Source organism: Prevotella intermedia ATCC 25611 = DSM 20706 (genome assembly GCF_001953955.1).
GTDB lineage: Bacteria > Bacteroidota > Bacteroidia > Bacteroidales > Bacteroidaceae > Prevotella > Prevotella intermedia.
In genome coordinates this window covers 1557670-1574568 of the sequence record NZ_CP019300.1, presented here as the reverse complement: position 1 = coordinate 1574568, position 16899 = coordinate 1557670, and the positions used below count along the sequence as shown (strand labels likewise).

At 41.8% G+C, this 16899-nt stretch carries 16 protein-coding genes and 2 tRNA genes; 11 read left to right on the top strand and 7 right to left on the bottom strand.

Going from position 1 to position 16899, the window contains the following annotated elements; genetic code table 11:
* Positions 1-213 precede the first annotated feature (213 nt).
* Positions 214-1263: an asparaginase gene (locus BWX39_RS06765; RefSeq protein ID WP_028905021.1), complete on the top strand. Its 1050-nt coding sequence runs from the start codon at positions 214-216 to the stop codon at positions 1261-1263.
* A 38-nt stretch (positions 1264-1301) separates the two neighbouring features.
* Here BWX39_RS06765 and dapA read toward each other — a convergent pair whose 3' ends face one another.
* Positions 1302-2189 (bottom strand): 4-hydroxy-tetrahydrodipicolinate synthase, encoded by an 888-nt coding sequence (dapA, locus tag BWX39_RS06760; protein ID WP_028905020.1) that lies wholly within the window; start codon positions 2187-2189, stop codon positions 1302-1304.
* A gap of 225 nt (positions 2190-2414) precedes the next feature.
* Here dapA and BWX39_RS06755 point away from each other — a divergent pair, with 225 nt between their 5' ends.
* From BWX39_RS06755 to BWX39_RS06715, 8 genes are all read left to right on the top strand, one after another.
* Positions 2415-4385, top strand: a complete 1971-nt coding sequence (locus tag BWX39_RS06755) for an LTA synthase family protein (protein WP_028905019.1) — start codon at positions 2415-2417, stop codon at positions 4383-4385.
* 594 nt (positions 4386-4979) lie between these two features.
* Entirely contained in the window at positions 4980-6278 is a 1299-nt protein-coding gene (xseA, locus tag BWX39_RS06745) for an exodeoxyribonuclease VII large subunit (RefSeq protein ID WP_028905018.1), read from the top strand.
* 18 nt (positions 6279-6296) lie between these two features.
* Positions 6297-6476, top strand: a complete 180-nt coding sequence (gene xseB, locus BWX39_RS06740; protein ID WP_028905017.1) for an exodeoxyribonuclease VII small subunit — start codon at positions 6297-6299, stop codon at positions 6474-6476.
* 106 nt (positions 6477-6582) lie between these two features.
* Positions 6583-7596 carry a branched-chain amino acid aminotransferase gene (locus BWX39_RS06735; RefSeq protein ID WP_028905016.1) on the top strand — a complete coding sequence of 338 codons (1014 nt, stop codon included), beginning with the start codon at positions 6583-6585 and terminating at the stop codon, positions 7594-7596.
* A 16-nt stretch (positions 7597-7612) separates the two neighbouring features.
* Complete coding sequence (locus tag BWX39_RS06730) at positions 7613-8617, top strand: hypothetical protein (RefSeq protein WP_028905015.1); 1005 nt, start codon at positions 7613-7615, stop codon at positions 8615-8617.
* Between the two features lie 128 nt (positions 8618-8745).
* Positions 8746-9657 carry a DMT family transporter gene (locus tag BWX39_RS06725; protein WP_028905014.1) on the top strand — a complete coding sequence of 304 codons (912 nt, stop codon included), beginning with the start codon at positions 8746-8748 and terminating at the stop codon, positions 9655-9657.
* Positions 9658-9754: 97 nt separating this feature from the next.
* A complete protein-coding gene (locus BWX39_RS06720) occupies positions 9755-10981 on the top strand; it encodes a toxin-antitoxin system YwqK family antitoxin (RefSeq protein ID WP_028905013.1) in 1227 nt (408 codons plus the stop codon).
* 534 nt (positions 10982-11515) lie between these two features.
* Positions 11516-12136, top strand: coding sequence for a DUF4738 domain-containing protein (locus BWX39_RS06715; RefSeq protein WP_028905012.1), 621 nt, complete (start codon positions 11516-11518; stop codon positions 12134-12136).
* 14 nt (positions 12137-12150) lie between these two features.
* Here BWX39_RS06715 and BWX39_RS06710 read toward each other — a convergent pair whose 3' ends face one another.
* Genes BWX39_RS06710 through BWX39_RS06700 form a run of 3 tightly spaced genes read right to left on the bottom strand, consistent with a single transcriptional unit; the run spans position 12151 to position 14855 of the window.
* The gene (locus BWX39_RS06710) at positions 12151-13506 is read right to left on the bottom strand and encodes an MATE family efflux transporter (protein WP_028905011.1); all 1356 of its coding nucleotides are present in this window, start codon (positions 13504-13506) and stop codon (positions 12151-12153) included.
* A 28-nt stretch (positions 13507-13534) separates the two neighbouring features.
* Positions 13535-14185, bottom strand: a complete 651-nt coding sequence (locus BWX39_RS06705; protein WP_028905010.1) for a DUF4230 domain-containing protein — start codon at positions 14183-14185, stop codon at positions 13535-13537.
* The gene (locus tag BWX39_RS06700) at positions 14169-14855 is read right to left on the bottom strand and encodes a DUF4230 domain-containing protein (protein WP_028905009.1); all 687 of its coding nucleotides are present in this window, start codon (positions 14853-14855) and stop codon (positions 14169-14171) included. The genes BWX39_RS06705 and BWX39_RS06700 overlap by 17 nt, the downstream gene beginning before the upstream one ends.
* Before the next feature lie 186 nt (positions 14856-15041).
* Between BWX39_RS06700 and BWX39_RS06695 the strand changes: the two genes are divergently transcribed.
* Complete coding sequence (locus tag BWX39_RS06695) at positions 15042-15695, top strand: hypothetical protein (protein WP_244271465.1); 654 nt, start codon at positions 15042-15044, stop codon at positions 15693-15695.
* Positions 15692-15982, top strand: coding sequence for a transcriptional regulator (locus BWX39_RS06690; protein WP_028905007.1), 291 nt, complete (start codon positions 15692-15694; stop codon positions 15980-15982). Before BWX39_RS06695 ends, BWX39_RS06690 begins: the two co-directional genes overlap by 4 nt.
* Before the next feature lie 41 nt (positions 15983-16023).
* Here BWX39_RS06690 and BWX39_RS06685 read toward each other — a convergent pair.
* The 3 genes from BWX39_RS06685 to BWX39_RS06675 all read right to left on the bottom strand — a co-directional run bounded on the left by BWX39_RS06685 (position 16024) and on the right by BWX39_RS06675 (position 16897).
* A tRNA-Tyr gene (locus BWX39_RS06685) sits at positions 16024-16105 on the bottom strand.
* A 2-nt stretch (positions 16106-16107) separates the two neighbouring features.
* A tRNA-Val gene (locus BWX39_RS06680) sits at positions 16108-16185 on the bottom strand.
* Between the two features lie 130 nt (positions 16186-16315).
* Entirely contained in the window at positions 16316-16897 is a 582-nt protein-coding gene (locus BWX39_RS06675; protein WP_244271464.1) for an aminotransferase class IV, read from the bottom strand.
* Positions 16898-16899: the final 2 nt, after the last annotated feature.

The window sequence follows — 16899 nt, the reverse complement described above, 5'->3', positions numbered from 1 at the left end:
TATCATTATGTTGCTGTAAAGTAATTGATTTGTATCAATTTTATAGTAATCTTTTTGTTAGTCGTATCTTGAAGTTCTACACTTGTTTACTTTTGCCTGCTTATAGAAAGAAACAGCGTGTAACGATTTAATAGCAAGCAAGAAAAAAGAAGGAAGTAAATAGATAATTACTAAAAATAAATTACTATCTTTGCCACAAAGTATAATACGAGCATGAAAAGAACAGAGAAAGTTTTATTGATTTACACTGGTGGAACCATTGGAATGGGTTGTAATCCTGCAACAGGGGCTTTAGAGCCTTTGGATTTCGACCACCTTGCTGATAATGTTCCAGAATTTAAGCTGATTCCAACAGCCATCGACACCTATCAATTTGTTCCTGCAATCGACTCCTCAAATATGTCTCCGAAGAACTGGGCAGACATTGTAAGAATAATTGTTGATAAGTACGACAACTACGATGGATTTGTTATCCTACACGGTACAGACACGATGGCTTACACGGCATCGGCATTGTCGTTTATGCTCGAAAATCTTACGAAGCCTGTTATACTTACTGGCTCACAGCTTCCTATCGGACAATTGCGCACCGATGGTAAGGAAAACCTTATGACAAGTCTTGAATTGGCAGCTGCTCATCATCACGACGGTACACCAATGGTGCCCGAAGTATGTATTTATTTTAACGGACACTTGCTGCGTGGCAACCGTTCTACAAAGCAGAATGCTGATGAACTGAACGCTTTCGATTCGTTCAACTTCCCTCATCTTTGCGAGGCGGGTGTGAGTTTCAATTTCCAAACACACCATATATTAACGCCTGATTACACCAAACCAATGGTGCCCCATTTTGAAATGGACAGCAACGTGTTTGTTCTTTCGTTGTTTCCAGGGGCTGAAGAGAACATTGTCCGTCATGTATTCGATGCACCCGAACTCCGTGGCATCATTATGCGTACATACGGTAGCGGCAATGCTCCTCATTCTCCTTGGCTGATGAACTTGCTCAAAGAGGCTTCTCAGCGTGGTGTTGTTACAGTAAACGTGAGTCAATGTATCAGTGGTCAAGCCGATATGAACCGTTACGACACAGGCTATCAGCTGAAAGAAGCAGGTGTTATCAGCGGTTACGATACAACGGTAGAAGCTGCGCTAACCAAACTTATGCTCCTTCAGGCGCAATACAGCGACCACGAAATGGTGCGTAAGTATATGAATAAATCCATTGCAGGCGAGATTACCATTCCTGCAGCTTTATTTTAATAATATAAAAATACTATGATAAAAAAAGATGAGGCTTCTTAATGAAGTCTCATCTTTTTTAGTATATCGTTCATTTTCTGTTTTGTTTCGATACGTGTGGGCACAAGTGGCAGTCGCAACACGTTTTCTATCATTCCCATATCGTTCAGCAAAGCCTTGCAACCTGCTGGGTTCCCGTCTACGAAGAGCAGCTTGTAGAGTTCTGTGAATTGGTGGTGAATGATGCGTGCGGCATCGTATTCGCCATTAAACTCTAACCTAATCATACGCGAGAACTCTTTGGGCAGTGCATTGCCGATAACCGAAATAACGCCTGCTGCACCACTGGCAATCATTGGGAATGTCAGTGCGTCGTCGCCACTAATCACTTCGAAGTGCTTCGGTTTGTTCTTTATGATTTCGTCTACCTGCTCCAAACTGCCCGCAGCTTCCTTTATTGCCACGACGTTTGGAAAGTCGGTAGCAATTCTCACCGTAGTTTCCGCCTTCATATTCACGCCTGTGCGTCCTGGCACATTATATAATACGATGGGCAGTGGGCTTACTTCTGCAATGGCTTTGAAGTGTTGGTACAATCCTTCTTGGCTGGGTTTGTTGTAGTAAGGGCAAATGCTGAGAATGCCGTCTATGCCTTTCCAGTCGGTTTGTCTTATCTCTTCCACAACGGCAGCAGTGTTGTTGCCACCGCAATATTTCAGTATAGGCACACGTCCGCCTACTATCTTGACGATAGTTTTTGTGAGTTCGTTTTTCTCTTCTGCCGACAAGCAAGGGCTTTCGCCTGTTGTTGCCAAAATGGTAAAGAAGTCGGCACCATTTTCTATTTGGTATTCTATCAGTCTTTCTAAGGCATCGTAATCTATCTCCCCATTCTGTTTGAATGGTGTTACCAATGCTATTCCTAATCCACGAAAGATATTATTCATAAATCTATAGCTTTAAAAGCTTTTTCAGTTTAATTCAATCAAATTCCAGAGTCTTCCTATTTATAAAATAGAATAGTTCTTTTATTGATATGCAAAAATAAGAAATAAACATTAATCCACAAAGTTTTTATATCTTATTATTTGCTTTTTTTGTTTTATTCTCTTTTCCGTTTTGTAGAAAAATAATATCTTTGCACCCGATTTTTTAAAGTCTAAAAGCTATAAATGATGAATTATTTCGCTGCAAAACTAACTGAAATACTAAAACATACGCTTGTTATAGTGAGCATTTTCTTCATTGTCAGATTGCTTTTTGCTGTCTGCCTTGTGCCCTTTACCACTTTTGAAGCGTATGCAAAGTCGTTGCCTTTTGCAGCTTTCAACGCATTGCGTTTCGACCTTCAAGTCGCTGCATACGTTGCCATTCTGCCTTTTCTTGTTGTTTTGGTATGCCTTTTCGTGCGCAACAGAAGTGTAGCAGGCAGGTTGTCGAGGTTCATCAGTACTTATTATGTGGTGCTCGAAATCGCCCTCCTCATACTTGCGCTTGTCGATATAGGCTTTTACAGCAATTTCCATTCGCATATCAACATTACTTTCTTCGACTTTTTCAATGAGAATCCGTTGAGTTTGCTGCAAACCATTTGGGAAGAATACCACGTCATACTCTATCTTTCAGCGGTATGCTTGGCAAGTTTTGTCATCTACATACTTGCCCAGAAGATTGCAAAAGGTACATTGAACTGCGAAAACAAGCAAGAAAGTTTGGCAATAAACCGCAAAACTATCGTCCTCATCGTTCTGTTTTTAGTTGCCGAAGTGGTATGCCTTCGTGGGTCGGTATGGCGTTTCCCCTTGCAGGTAGAAGACTCGTTTGTCTCGAGCAGTAAGCAGATTAACGACCTTGTGCCCAATGCCGCCTATATGTTGAAGAAGGCAATGAAGGAAAAGAAAAACGCTTTTGCCTTTCGTAGCATCGGGAGTTTGCTCTCCGAATATAAGTTCAAGTCGCTGCAAGAAGCCATAAACGTTTACACAAACTCGGATACGATACGTTTGCAGGGCGACACTTTGGCTGCACTGCGCACGGCATTGTTCCGTACTGTGCCCGATACGATGACACACAAACAGCCCAATGTGTTGATAATCTATGAGGAAAGTTGGAGCAACTACCTGATGAACTTAGACACCCCACGCTGCGATATGCTGCTTGGAATGCGCCGCCATTTAAAAGAAGATTTGCTCTTTCGCAATTTCCAGTCGGTAGGCAACGGCACAATCGCTTCTATTGAGAATATCGTGAGCTGTGTTCCGTTTCCTCGTTTCTTCTCATCGCCCTATCGTTTCCATTGCTTGCCGTCGTCGGTAGCGTTGCCTTTTAACGAAAGTGGCTACACTACGGAGTTTATTTCGGGTATGGACGTAGCGTGGGAAAACTGTGCCGAAGCACTGAAACACCAGCAGTTCAAGAAGGTTACGGGTAAGTTCACGCTGAAAGAGCAGCACCCTGAATACGAATATAACAGCATCGGAGTGTTCGACCACCATCTTTTCCGAAGCATACAAGAACAGTTAGACCAACATACAGCTAAACCGCAAATGATGCTGTGTATGACTACAACCAACCACCCGCCGTTTGAATTTCCCAAAGACGTGCAGCTGAAGGCAGTGCCAGACGACTATTATAATAATGTATGCTTTGCCGAAAAGAACCACAAGGTGTTGCAAAAGTACATCACAGGTTTTCGTTATGCCAACAAGACCTTGGGCGATTTCCTCGATAAATTCAAGCAATCGAAGGCTGCCGAAAACACGATTGTCATCATATCGGGCGACCACAACGTGCGCTCTATTATTGATTACACACAGGTAAACAAGCGTTGGGAGCGTTCCGTACCGCTCTATATCTACCTGCCACCCTATCTCCGCAAAGAAAGTCATCGTAGTATGACCAATCGTTGGGGAAGCCACGACGACATATTGGCTACGCTTGCACCCTTTGCTTTCCGCAATACGAAGTATATGTGCTTGGGCAACAACCTGCTGAAAGAGGGTGTTACGGACAGCACCTATTACAGTGCCAACGTGGAACAGCTGCTTGCTTGCCCTGCCTACCAGGCGCAAGCCCAGCGCATAGTCAGTGCCCGCAATCTTCTTCGCATCGTGTTTTTCCAGCAAATCTTTGCGAAATATTAATGCCGTTAGCTTGGTTTCGATGAATAAAGCTGTGGGGCAGTTGCTGCTTGTTGAGGGAAATTATAATGCACACTGGCACGTAAGGGCGTGATTCATCACGTTCCTGCACTAAAGAAAAAGCAGCCTAAATATGATGAAGGCAACGAGTCGAACCCCTACATTTAAGCTGCGATTTTGTAAAGATAATATTGTTAAAAAGTGATAACTGCGCTTTGGCGTTGCGAAAGTGGCTGTTTTGCGCTGCAAAACCTACGCTTTTACCGTGCAAAACAGCCGCTTTTGGAATGCAAAACAATAGGTTTTACAACACATTGATAGCGAGGGGGTTATGTTGTAGATGCGTCTGCGAAAAATATTTACAATACTTTTGTCTTTTTCTCGCTTATAAAGCACATTGTTTCCACACCCTTTTGTTGATTTTGTAGAAGTAGCATTGTTAAGCGTGCAGAGTTGTTGAAATAAAATAGAAACGCTTTCATAGACTTCTATAATCAAAGAATAAAGGCTATATTGTAAAAATAAAAAATTTTTATACCCATTATAGCTTTATTCCGATTTTATTCTTATCTTTGCGATTGAAAGGATAGTGAAGATATGGAGAAAGCCCTGACGTTATACGAACTCAACTCTTTGGTTGCCGAACTTATCAATACTGCTATGCCGCAATCGTATTGGGTGGAAGCAGAAGTTTCGGAAGCAAGAGAGAGCAGGGGGCATCTTTACTTGGAACTGATAGAGAAAGACGAACGCACAAATACGCCCATTGCACGTGCGTCGGCAAAGTGTTGGCGCACATCGTGGTCGCTTATAGGAACACATTTCGAACGTGTCGCAGGCGTACAGCTTCGTGCAGGCTTGCAGGTAATGGTGCAAGTGCACGCCCAGTTTCATGCACAGTATGGTTTTTCGTGGATAGTAGACGATATTAATCCCGAATACACAATGGGCGATATGGCACGCAAACGCTACGAAATCATCGCTCAGCTGAAGGCAGAAGGCGTGTTCGACTTGCAAAAAGAGTTGCACCTGTCTTTGTTTGCGCAACGCATTGCCGTTATTTCTTCAGCTTCGGCAGCAGGATATGGCGACTTTTGCAACCAGTTGCACGGTAATGAGTATGGATTTGGCTTTCAAACGGAACTCTTCGGAGCAATTATGCAGGGCGAACAAGTAGAGCAAAGCATTGTTGCGGCGTTGAACGAAATAAACGAACGAGAAGACGAATTCGATTGCGTGGTTATCATTCGTGGCGGTGGAGCTACTGCCGACCTTAGTGGATTCGACACGTTGGTATTGGCAGAGAATGTGGCAAACTTTCCTTTACCTATTATAACAGGTATCGGACACGAACGCGATGAGAGCATTCTCGATATGGTGGCACACACAAGAGCGAAGACACCAACGGCAGCAGCGGCATTTCTGATAGAGCATTTGGCAAATACATTGCATCGCATAGAGCAGGCTCAAGTGGCTATTCACCGTGCAGTGGAACGCAAAATACAAAGCGAGAAAATGCGTCTGCAACAGCTTTCAACCCACATTCCCATACTGTTTTCAATGGCACGGAACAGGGAAGAGGCACGCTTGGACGACTATTGGCACGCTCTTTTGCAACGTACAGGATTGCATTTGCAGCAACAACGAATGAACATAGAGTTGCTTTCGGGTAAGATTGCCCCAGCCATTGAACGGAAACTGATGGCAGAACAGCATCGCTTACAACTGATTGCGCAGCGTGTCGATGCCGTAAATCCAGAACGAATGTTGCGTTTAGGTTACAGTTTAACTTATAAGAATGGACACATAGTGCGCAATGCCAATGAGTTGGAAGCAGGCGATGAGATTACGACACGCCTTGAAACGGGCAGCGTAACGTCGGCAGTAACGAAATAGAAATTTACGAAATAGAGTATGAAATACGAAGAAGCACTTGGAAAATTGGAAGCTATTGTAGAAAAAATGGAACGTGGCGACATGGACATAGATACTATGGCAAGCGAATTAAAGAAGGCACAAGGATTGATAAAGGTGTGTAAAGACAAGCTGACACACACCGATGAGGAAATAAAGAAACTGCTTGAAACAAAATAAGACCAAATTAGACAACGAATTATAAACTATAAAACAATTACTAACCGCCAAACTTCAAACTAACCTTTATGGGACAGATTGGAAGCAAGGCACAAAATTTAAGATTATGAAAAAAATAGATTGGGAGAACCTTTCATTCGGGTATCAGAAGACAGATTACAATGTTCGTTGCTATTATCGCGATGGAAAATGGGGAGAAATTGAAGTTTCGTCAGACGAAAACATCAACATACACATGGCAGCAACTTGTCTGCACTACGGACAAGAGGCTTTTGAAGGACTGAAAGCATACCGTTGTCCTGATGGTAAAGTGCGTGTCTTCCGTCCTGAAGAAAACGCTGCCCGCCTGCAACGCACGTGCCGTGGTATCGTAATGGCTGAACCTCCAACCGAACTTTTCATAGAAATGGTGAAGAAAGTTGTGCGCTTGAATGAAGCATATATACCTCCTTATGAAAGCGGTGCCACACTTTATCTTCGCCCATTGCTTATTGGTACAGGTGCGCAAGTAGGTGTTCGTCCTGCTACGGAATATCTGTTTATGATATTTGTTACCCCTGTTGGTCCTTACTTCAAAGGTGGTTTCTCTACAAATCCGTATGTAATTATGCGCGATTACGACCGTGCGGCACCGTTGGGAACGGGTACTTACAAGGTGGGCGGTAACTATGCAGCATCGTTGAAAGCCAACCAGATTGCCCACGAAAAGGGCTATGCGTCGGAGTTTTACCTCGATTGCAAGGAAAAGAAGTATGTAGATGAGTGCGGAGCAGCCAACTTCTTTGGAATCAAGAACAACACTTACGTAACACCAGAGTCTACTTCTATCTTGCCTTCTATTACAAATAAGAGTTTGATGCAGATAGCTGAAGACCTCGGAATGAAGGTAGAACGTCGCCCAATACCTGAAGAAGAGCTCGCAACTTTCGAGGAAGCAGGAGCTTGCGGTACTGCTGCGGTTATCTCACCAATCTCTCGTTTGGACGATTTAGAGGAAGGAAAGACTTACAACTTCGGCGAAAAGCCAGGTCCATGGTCTCTGAAATTGTACGAAACACTGCGTGGAATACAATACGGAACCATAGAAGACAAGCACAATTGGACTATGGTAATAATGTAAGATTAGCAGCTTTTAGATGAGAAAGCTATTATCTTTCGTCTTATTTTCACTTATTGTGCTTGTATCTACAGCGCAAGATAAAAAGCATTATTGCCCACAATTCGTTGTTGGGCAATATGTTTCTTACGACTATGCTGCCAGTTTAAACTGGCAGCATAGTCCCTATTGGTTGTTTAGCGATGTGGAGTTTATGTTCTCGTTGAATATGTTTGATGGCGAGTTGCATAATAACTTCAGTTTGAAAGTACTGGAAACAGATGCTGATAGCACTACTTTCGAACTCGATATAACAAAGATTGCAGCACCAAATAACTTCACATTCGAAGCAGACAAGCAACTAATAGAACAAATTCAGCAGATTTTTAACCGCATAAAGCCTATTGTAAAGGTGGAATGGAAAGCACAACAGTGGCTGTTAGTAAACCAAACAGATTTGTTGTTTGGCTTTTATGATTTCCTAAAGTCGCAGGTTCCCAATAAGAATGTCAGTAAAGAAGAGTTTATTGAAGAACTAAAGAACTTACCAACAGAAATAGTTAAGGCTGTTTTTTTAAGCTTTTGCCCAGGTTTTGATGCGTGGCTTAAAGCTTATTGGCAACCTTATGCGGTGCCAACGTTCAGTTTTAAAACAACGAAACAACCTATGACAGCGCAGGTTACAGCAGAAAATTACCTGCAAATAAATGGTACGGCTTGTATTGACAGTGCTAAAATGCTCTGCATTGACGCTGATATAGAAACGGCACGAGAGCATTACGATTATAGTGGACCGATTGTAATGAAAGTTGATTCGAACGATGTTCGTGATGAAAACGTAACTGATGAAGATGATAAAGATATTCCGCAAAATTCTTCTGCTGAATCTCTTGTCGTTGAAGATAAACCTGCTTTGTATCTCATTCAACGACATCGAAAACTTCGTTTTGTTGCTGATTCGTGGGTAAAAAAACTAACCGATGATGTCAGAGTAGAGCCAAGCAACTCGAAAAGTACAGCGCGGATAGTATTGAAACGAAAGTAACAGTGCAGATTAGCCTCCTTTCCTATGTACAAACAAATATTGTATATGTTTCCTTTATACGGATATCGGATTATTTTTTCTTATGTTTATGCTTTAAATATTTGTAAAACCTGTGTACCTTTGCACCTATGAATAGTGAAGGAAAGATTACTAATATCAAGTCGAACGGGCTTCTTGGTCATGTCGTTGCTTTGGTTGTGGTGATGATTTGGGGCGGAACGTTCGTCAATACCCGTGTGTTGATAGACAAGGGGCTATCGCCAGAGGAAATATATGTGCTGCGAACGTTGTTGGCTTATGTATGTATATGGTTCATTTCGCCCAAGAAACTGTTCTGCGACTCGTTGAAAGACGAGCTTATTGTATTCCTGTTGGGAATCTTCGGTAGTTCTCTTTACTTCCTGACAGAGAACTATGCCTTGAAGTTAGCGGTTGTAAACGACGTTAGTTTCATTGTTTGTACAACTCCATTGGTTACGACGGTCTTGGCGTTGTTGTTCTTGAAAAGTGTAAAAGCGAGCCTTCCCCTTGTTGCAGGTTCTGTGTTTGCATTGTTGGGTGTTGCCCTTGTTATCTTCAACGGTCATTTTGTGTTGCACCTTGACCCCTTGGGCGACTTCCTTGCATTAGCGGCTGCCACGAGTTGGGCTATTTATTCGTTGGTAATGAAGAACTTCTCGTCGCACTATTCTCCGTTTTTCATCACGCGTAAGGTCTTTTTTTATGGACTGATAACGATAACTCCCGTCTTTGCCGTGCACCCTTGGGCGTTTCCGTTTGAGCAGTTGTTTACGCCTATAATAGGCCTTAACTTGCTGTATCTCGGCGTTATAGCCTCGTTTGTGTGCTTTGCAGCGTGGGCGTGGGTAATATCTCGCTTAGGTGCATTGCGTGCATCGAACTATATTTACTTTAATCCTGTTACAACAGTGATAATGAGTGCGCTTGTGTTGAACGAACACATGACCCCTATTGCGTATGTCGGCAGTGCCATGATACTTGTCGGTGTTTTTGTTGCGAACAAGGCAAAGGGCATATAAAAGCAATGAAGCACAGAAAATAGAAGATGAAAAAAGAAGTCGAAAACTATCGTGGTTTCGACTTTTTTTGTATGTTTGCATAATAATTTAAGAATTTATGAGACGACTTTTCTTTTTATTCACCCTTCTTTTGCTACCTTTTTCGGTATTGGCACAATCGGGTGCGAAGCATCATATACCCCAAGGCGCAATCTTCTATAATCGCAATTGGAAGGGCGTAAACAATGCTAATGAAGCTGCTTACTATCGTTTGTTGGCGGTGGACGACCGCGGACAGAAAATGTTTTATGACTATTATATCAGTGGTCAGCTATATGCAGAAAAGCATTACATAAGTATTAGTAAAATCAATGATAAGCAGACGGTGCTTACTGGCGTAGCCCGCACTTTCTATAAATCGGGCAGGGTAGAGTCGATAATGCAGTATAGCAACGGAAAAGCTGATGGTAGGGCGGTGTCGTTTTTTGCCAATGGCAACGTTGGTATGAAACTAAACTATGCGAAAGGAGTGCTGAATGGAACATCGTACACTTATTCAGAGTATGGAAATCTGGAATATACAACAGTTTGGAACAACGGAACAAAGGTGAACGAATATATGGGAGGCACCGATAAGTACATAGACAAGGCTACTGGTAAGGACGCATTTGTGGAAAGTCATCGTGCTGACGAAAAGCTTGTTATGGAACAATCGCTTGCTGTAATTAATGACTCGGTGCAGAATACAGCGCAAGAAATTAATCACAAACTGCAACCCGAACTTGCAGAAGTACAGCTGACAACTGTTGCTGATACAGTTAAGACAGCCGAAGTTCCTCGTCCTAAAGGTGAGTTTAAGTTTACTTTTCTGTATGATTTATTGGTTAGCGATGACCAACGTACCAACGAAATGAACTTTTTTGACGGTATTGGAGCAGAATATGGACTGACACTTGCACAGGTAATAAAAGGACATGGTGCGCAGAAAGAGCTGACTTACAGTTATAATATGCAATACAACGAAACTACTGGCAGCGATATTGTAACGGGAAAGTACCCTCGTCAAATGGGATTTTTGGGTGTAGGTATAGACAATCGCTTCACAATGCAGCGTATAAATATCTATACGTGGTCGGAAGAAGAAATGCTTCAGTTTGCCGAAGACGCTCTTTCGTATGGCTACAAGGTACTTGGTGGTGGCGATTATCGCATTATGAGCGGTAATTTCGTGCTCGAACACCCTGAACACAATAAGGTGGGCGATAAATTTGCTATTGTTGTATCCTTCACGCACTTAGAAGGAGTGTACGCAGGTTTATACCATATCACGCTTGAATTAAAGTAGTTGGAGCAATCGATAATTATGAGAACAACCGTGTAGCTTGACTTTCTGTAAACAGAAAGCACCGTTTCATTGCTGCTTTATTTTGCTTGTGTTCCTTATAATATAGGCTAAAAATAGGTCGTAATAGTGTAAACATTTTTCACAAGCATAACTATTCGGTAACTGTCTATACATCAGTGTGTTATAAAACGTGTTGTTTCGCATTCCAAAAGCGTAGGTTTTGCACGGTAAAAGCGGCTCTTTTGCAACGCAAAACCTACGCTTTCGCAATGCCAAAACGCAGTTATCCTTTTTTAAGGGAATTATCTTTACAAAGTAAGAGGGATTTTCAGTTACGGCATTAAGCAAGAAAAAGAGAAACAACTGCTCTAATAACTTTCTATTGAACCAATAGTTACACATTGTTATATTTGTTTGGGGAACATCGAAAAAATAGCTTTCACGGTTTCATTTGTAGGTGTTTTATTTTGGTTGCAATTTGGTTGGTTTCAGAAAAAGCAGTACTTTTGCATAATATACATTTATTATTATCAGATGAAAGCTATAAGAAACATATCATTAATCTTGCTGTGCGGGTTGCTTACAGTTGCTGTAACCTCGTGTAAGAAGGAAAAGAAGACAGATAATATTATAACTAAAATAAAGCCACAGGCAGCACCATCGGACAAACCACAGCAGCTTTCCGATTTCGAATATAAGAAACAAGTGGAATGGTTGGGCAGCCTCTACACTATTACCATTCAACGCCATGCTGACAAGGAATTGCCTATGATAACTGATAGCGATGGAAAGAAGTATTACGACAATAAGGTAGAGGTTCTGATTACTCGTGCAGATGGCACCGAATTCTTTAAACGAACGTTTAAAAAGAGCGATTTCAAGGAGTTCACTGATAATAAGTATGGCAGAAACGGTGCTTTCATCGGCTTTATGTTCGATAAGGTGGAAGGCAATTACTTAAAGTTTGGTGCCAGCGTAGGCTCTCCCGACCCTAATAGCGACGAATTTATTCCGATTGATATAACGATTAGCAATCTTGGCGCACTGAAGATTACATCGTCTGCACAGATTGATACCGAAAGCGATGCTGCTGAAAGCACACTTCAAGAGAAGCCAAAAACCGAATTGGAAATGGCGGAAGAAGAAGGTATGTAATCTGTTTTTAGCAACTATTTTTCTTTTTCGCTCAACTTCTTTAGCTGCTTGTTGAAGTAGTATTGATAGAGCAAACCTGCTGCAGTCAGTCCGAATGGGAAGGCATACCATATTCCGGGAAGTCCGAAACCAAACTGAATGCCAAGCAGATAACCTATTGGCAAGCTAATCAAGAAGAAAGAAACAAACGATGTCGGTACGAGAGGCTTCACGTACGAAAGCCCACGCATGGCGTTTCCGTATGCACATTGCAAGCCGTCGCCTACTTGATAAATTATCAATGGCCATATAAGCTGTGCCACCATACTGCAAACTTCCTCGCTATCGGTGAAGATTGCACCCATGCTGTTGCGATAAATGAATACGGGAATGGCTACTATGAAGGCAATCAGCATAATGAGATGGAAGCCTGCCGACGAGGAAAGACGCACCGCTTTGTAGTCGCGTTGTCCTGTAAAGTAGCTCACACGAATTGCTACTGCTGCCCCCATACCGTAATAGACCATATAGAAAAGCTGCGAAATGGAAAGCATTACCTGATGTGCTGCCAATGCTTTTGTTCCAATCCAGCCCACCATGATAGAGCTTAAGCTGAAAGCTGCTGTCTCCATACCCATTTGCAGGCTTAGAGGAACGCCTATTCGGAAGAGTAAAGTAAGGTCAGCACGGTTGATAGACTGCGTGGAAAAGCCGTGATGGTATGCTTTGTACCGTTTCGATGTGAAGAAAATAATGGCAAATACCACTGCCATCATCATTCGTGAGAACATTGTTGAAATACCTGCACCGTACAATCCCAATTCAGGAAAGCCTAATTTGCCATATATTAAAACGTAGTTGCCCACGATGTTGAGCAGGTTTCCGCCCAGCATAATCCACATTGGCGTCTTCGTATCGGTTGTTCCGTCGGACAATTGCTTGAAGGTATTGAACCAAGAAACGAAGGGTAGCGATATGAGGTTTACGATAAAGTAAGGTCGCATCAGTGGCAACAACTCCTCAGGCTGCCCTAAATTGCCAAGATTTATATAGAGCAGCGACATTATTCCTACGAGCAAAGCTGCCAATAGCGTATTCAATAGGAGTGCCTGCTTGAACATTCCGCCTATCTTGTTGTTTTCCTCACGTCCGAAAAGCGAACCAACGATAGGTGTCAAGCCATAGGCAAAGCCCATTCCGAACACCAAAACCAATACAAACATATTGTTTACAAAAGCTGCTGCACCTAATTCCGTTGTACTGTGCTGCCCAATCATAAGCGTATCGGCAAGTCCAAGAATGATTGTTCCTATTTGTCCGATAATGATGGGCAGGCCCAATTGTGTCAGCGATTTGTAGTGTGTGTAGTATGGTCTTAAGTTTGAATACATCTTTTTACCTCTTAAACGTTCTTTATTGTTAATCCTTTATCTTTGTGCTGTCTGTCTTTTCAAATTCTATTCGCACATGTTTGTAACCCATAGCCCTTAGCATTTTCTCGAATTGTTGCTGTGCATTGCTCTCTGCTGCTGCTATATTCTCTTTGGTGAAACAGCGTTTCAGCATTTTTTGATAGGCTATATTGTAGAGCCTTTCCCTGTCTTCGGGCGTCCATTTGCCCTTTTCAAAGAACGATTCTGAGCGTGCTTCGTCAATGAAATTACGGTCTAACAGGTCAATGTTGGGTAGTGTTGCCACCACGACAGAGTCGTTTTCTATGCGCAACCATTTAGGTTTTGCCTTGTGAAGGTCTACTCCTAAACGCAGTGTACCGTAGTAAATGCGCACCAATTCTTTGTCGGCTAAGAAACGATGCTTTATTGTATCAACGAGTTCTTCATCGTTAATGGCAAGAAATTCCCATTGTCCTATGCTTTCAATAGAAGATACTTGTTGAGACGTAATATCTATTCGTTGGTCTGTACCTATACTTACAGTGTTGGCTTTGCCGAGCCATTTCAGGAATAAAATGCAACCAACGATGATTAGCAATGCGCCGAGTGCCCACCACCAAATTTGTTTGCCTTTGCTACGAATGAAGTCCTGTATGATATTAATTATCTTTTCCATTGGTCTGAGTAGTTGAGTTTTCAATAAATCGTGTAATTTCTTCCATTGTAAACCGCTTTCGGAAACTGATGGTTATGTCTTTTTCAGCATATCCTAACATTGTCAGCATCGGTATAAGTTGCTTTGCAGCATTCTCTTGTGCATGCTCTATAATGCCCATTTGTCCGATAGCATCTATAATTTGTTGTCTTCCTTGTTGCTGGTAACTCGTCAGTTCGGCATCGGAAAAACGACGTCGAAGGAAGGCAACGTATTGTTTCATCTCCTTATGGTTTATTTTTGTACTGGTTAGCACGATGCGAGGGTCGGGCAGTATGACGGTTATTTTACCTTTACCGTCTTTCTTTACGTTCTTCTCGCTAAAGTCTGAAAAGTCGATATAAGCCTTTACAATAGCGTCCATCGGTATGGCTACACGGCGTTCGCCAAGGGGCAGGTTCATTGAAAAATTGCTTCCAAGGATTTTTCCGTTTGCTTTCACCTTGTCTTTGTGTGTAATTATCTTATGTATATGATACTCTGAGGTGTATAAACGAGCACTTCTTTGTATCCGTTCTACCATTGTTGGAGTTGCGTCTGATGCCTTGTCGCCTGACGATTTCCCCTTTCCTTTACCACACGATGTTATTAGCAGCAATGCCAAGATAAAATATAAGAGCCTATTCTTCATAACTTTTGGTTTAGATTAGCAAAGTTACAGCATTTTCCCGATACTTGCAAATAAAATCATTTATTTGTTAAATAAACGATAATAGCATAGGATTGTAATTCTTAAATAATATGAATTTGTAATTTATTTTGTCGGTTTATGTTTTAAATATTGTTATCTTTGTAGTCTTAAATAAATTCTATGAATATGGAAAATATAACCGAAGAAACAGAGAAAGTGATGAAAGAACCAAGCAATGAAACCACCCAAGAGAAGGAAATGGAGGTAGCTGAAAGCATAGCTACCATTAAAAAGGCAATTGAAAACACCGATGGTATCAACTCGAAATTACCACGATTCATTGCTGTTTGGTCTGCTCTAACACTCGTTCTTTATGCTATGAGCTACTTTGTCGGCTCGTGGATAACTTATTTGTATAGCATTGCTCCTTTAATTGCTTGGAGTACGTTCGGCTTTACATACATTGTAAAGAAGAAACGACTTGCTACTTATAATATCGTAGAGCGCAGAACCCTTTCTGCATGGACTTGGATAGTTTTCCTTACAGCTGGTTTAACAGTATTCTCTAAGGTTGAAAGCAATTTCATACCGTTCTGTTTTGCATTCTTTGGCATTGTTCTGGCAGGCTTGTGTCTATGTATGGTTAAACGTTCTAATAATACGAGCGTAGGAGGCTATATCATTTTTACATACTATGCAATGAATATGCTTATGCAACGTAACTTAGAATTCGATACAAGAGAAAAGATTTTGTTTCCTTTGTTTTTACTATTTATACTCCTCGACTCTTTTACTGATAGCACTGATATTTCTTATAGAAAGAGGAGAACGAAAGTATGAAGCAGCCATTAGACCCATTTTTCCAGAACAAGTTGAGGCTTTCGGTAATGTCAATCTTAATGACAAACAGAGAGGTTGCGTTTCTTTATCTGTGCGAACAAACTGGTGCTACCGATGAAAAAATGAACGAGCAGTTAGAGCTATTGGAACAAAAAGGTTATATTACTACTATGTGTGCGTTCTTTGGCAAGTGTCCACGGAAGTCCTGTACGATAGAACCAAAAGGCGAACAAGTTTTTTTGGATTATATAGAAACATTGGAGGAACATCTCAAAGAAGAAAAATAAAGTCATAAAAAAGCATCTTCAGAACGAAGATGCTTTTTTCGTGGGTAGTGATGGATTCGAACCACCGAAGCTAGAAGCAGCAGATTTACAGTCTGCCCCATTTGGCCACTCTGGAAACTACCCTTTGGTGGGCGTTGACGGATTCGAACCGCCGACCCTCTGCTTGTAAGGCAGATGCTCTAAACCAGCTGAGCTAAACGCCCTTACTTTTTGTAAGCGGGTGCAAAAGTAGCCATAATATTTTGAACCCACAAGTTTTTATCAAACTTTTTCTATTCTTTTTGGAGTGCTTCCTGTTTTATACGACTGCCCGAAAGTGCGTTAATCGTTGGCTTATAGCAGGTTCTCTATACTTGAAATGGACAGTACAAGTTCTTCTAAATCCATCATAGCGTTTATGAGCGATATGGATTGAAACGATTTTAGGTCGGCGGCAAGCACTTCCCGCTCTATCAGTCTGCCTGCTTCGAGTAGCTGTGCACGTCGTGTTCCTTTCAATAAAGGAGTGGAAGGAGTTATCCATTGTGAGCCATCAAATAGCACAATGTTCGTATAAGATGTATCGGTAAGGCGATTTTGTTTTACAATGATGATCTCATCTGTAGGTTCCGCCTGTGCCTTCAATAGGTTTATCACACTTCTATCAACACTTTTATAGCTATACTCTATATCGTTGCTTGCCAATAGTTTAAGTCTTTCTATCTTTCTTGTGTTGTAAGGCATGCAAGAAAGGTTGTATATGTTTTCTTTATCGTAGGTGAAGCGTAGCTTTGCTTTGCTGTCTTGGGTGGCAGCAAGGGCTGAAAGCTGGTCGATAGGAACCGTTTTTTCCGTGTTCCAAAAGTGTTTTCGTGTGTTTTTTATTCGTTCCAAATGGTAGTCAAGATTGATAATCCTGCCTTGTTCTACACACATTG

Excerpts from the sequence above, each read along its gene's own strand:
- BWX39_RS06715 (WP_028905012.1), top strand. The coding sequence starts at position 11,516 with ATGAAAGCTATAAGAAACATATCATTAATCTTGCTGTGCGGGTTGCTT.
- BWX39_RS06725 (WP_028905014.1), top strand. The coding sequence starts at position 8,746 with ATGAATAGTGAAGGAAAGATTACTAATATCAAGTCGAACGGGCTTCTT.
- BWX39_RS06730 (WP_028905015.1), top strand. The coding sequence starts at position 7,613 with ATGAGAAAGCTATTATCTTTCGTCTTATTTTCACTTATTGTGCTTGTA.
- BWX39_RS06695 (WP_244271465.1), top strand. The coding sequence starts at position 15,042 with ATGGAAAATATAACCGAAGAAACAGAGAAAGTGATGAAAGAACCAAGC.
- BWX39_RS06700 (WP_028905009.1), bottom strand. The coding sequence starts at position 14,855 with ATGAAGAATAGGCTCTTATATTTTATCTTGGCATTGCTGCTAATAACA.
- BWX39_RS06720 (WP_028905013.1), top strand. The coding sequence starts at position 9,755 with ATGAGACGACTTTTCTTTTTATTCACCCTTCTTTTGCTACCTTTTTCG.
- dapA (WP_028905020.1), bottom strand. The coding sequence starts at position 2,189 with ATGAATAATATCTTTCGTGGATTAGGAATAGCATTGGTAACACCATTC.
- BWX39_RS06710 (WP_028905011.1), bottom strand. The coding sequence starts at position 13,506 with ATGTATTCAAACTTAAGACCATACTACACACACTACAAATCGCTGACA.
- BWX39_RS06755 (WP_028905019.1), top strand. The coding sequence starts at position 2,415 with ATGATGAATTATTTCGCTGCAAAACTAACTGAAATACTAAAACATACG.
- BWX39_RS06675 (WP_244271464.1), bottom strand. The coding sequence starts at position 16,897 with ATGTGTGTAGAACAAGGCAGGATTATCAATCTTGACTACCATTTGGAA.
- xseB (WP_028905017.1), top strand. The coding sequence starts at position 6,297 with ATGAAATACGAAGAAGCACTTGGAAAATTGGAAGCTATTGTAGAAAAA.
- BWX39_RS06690 (WP_028905007.1), top strand. The coding sequence starts at position 15,692 with ATGAAGCAGCCATTAGACCCATTTTTCCAGAACAAGTTGAGGCTTTCG.
- BWX39_RS06705 (WP_028905010.1), bottom strand. The coding sequence starts at position 14,185 with ATGGAAAAGATAATTAATATCATACAGGACTTCATTCGTAGCAAAGGC.
- BWX39_RS06735 (WP_028905016.1), top strand. The coding sequence starts at position 6,583 with ATGAAAAAAATAGATTGGGAGAACCTTTCATTCGGGTATCAGAAGACA.
- BWX39_RS06765 (WP_028905021.1), top strand. The coding sequence starts at position 214 with ATGAAAAGAACAGAGAAAGTTTTATTGATTTACACTGGTGGAACCATT.
- xseA (WP_028905018.1), top strand. The coding sequence starts at position 4,980 with ATGGAGAAAGCCCTGACGTTATACGAACTCAACTCTTTGGTTGCCGAA.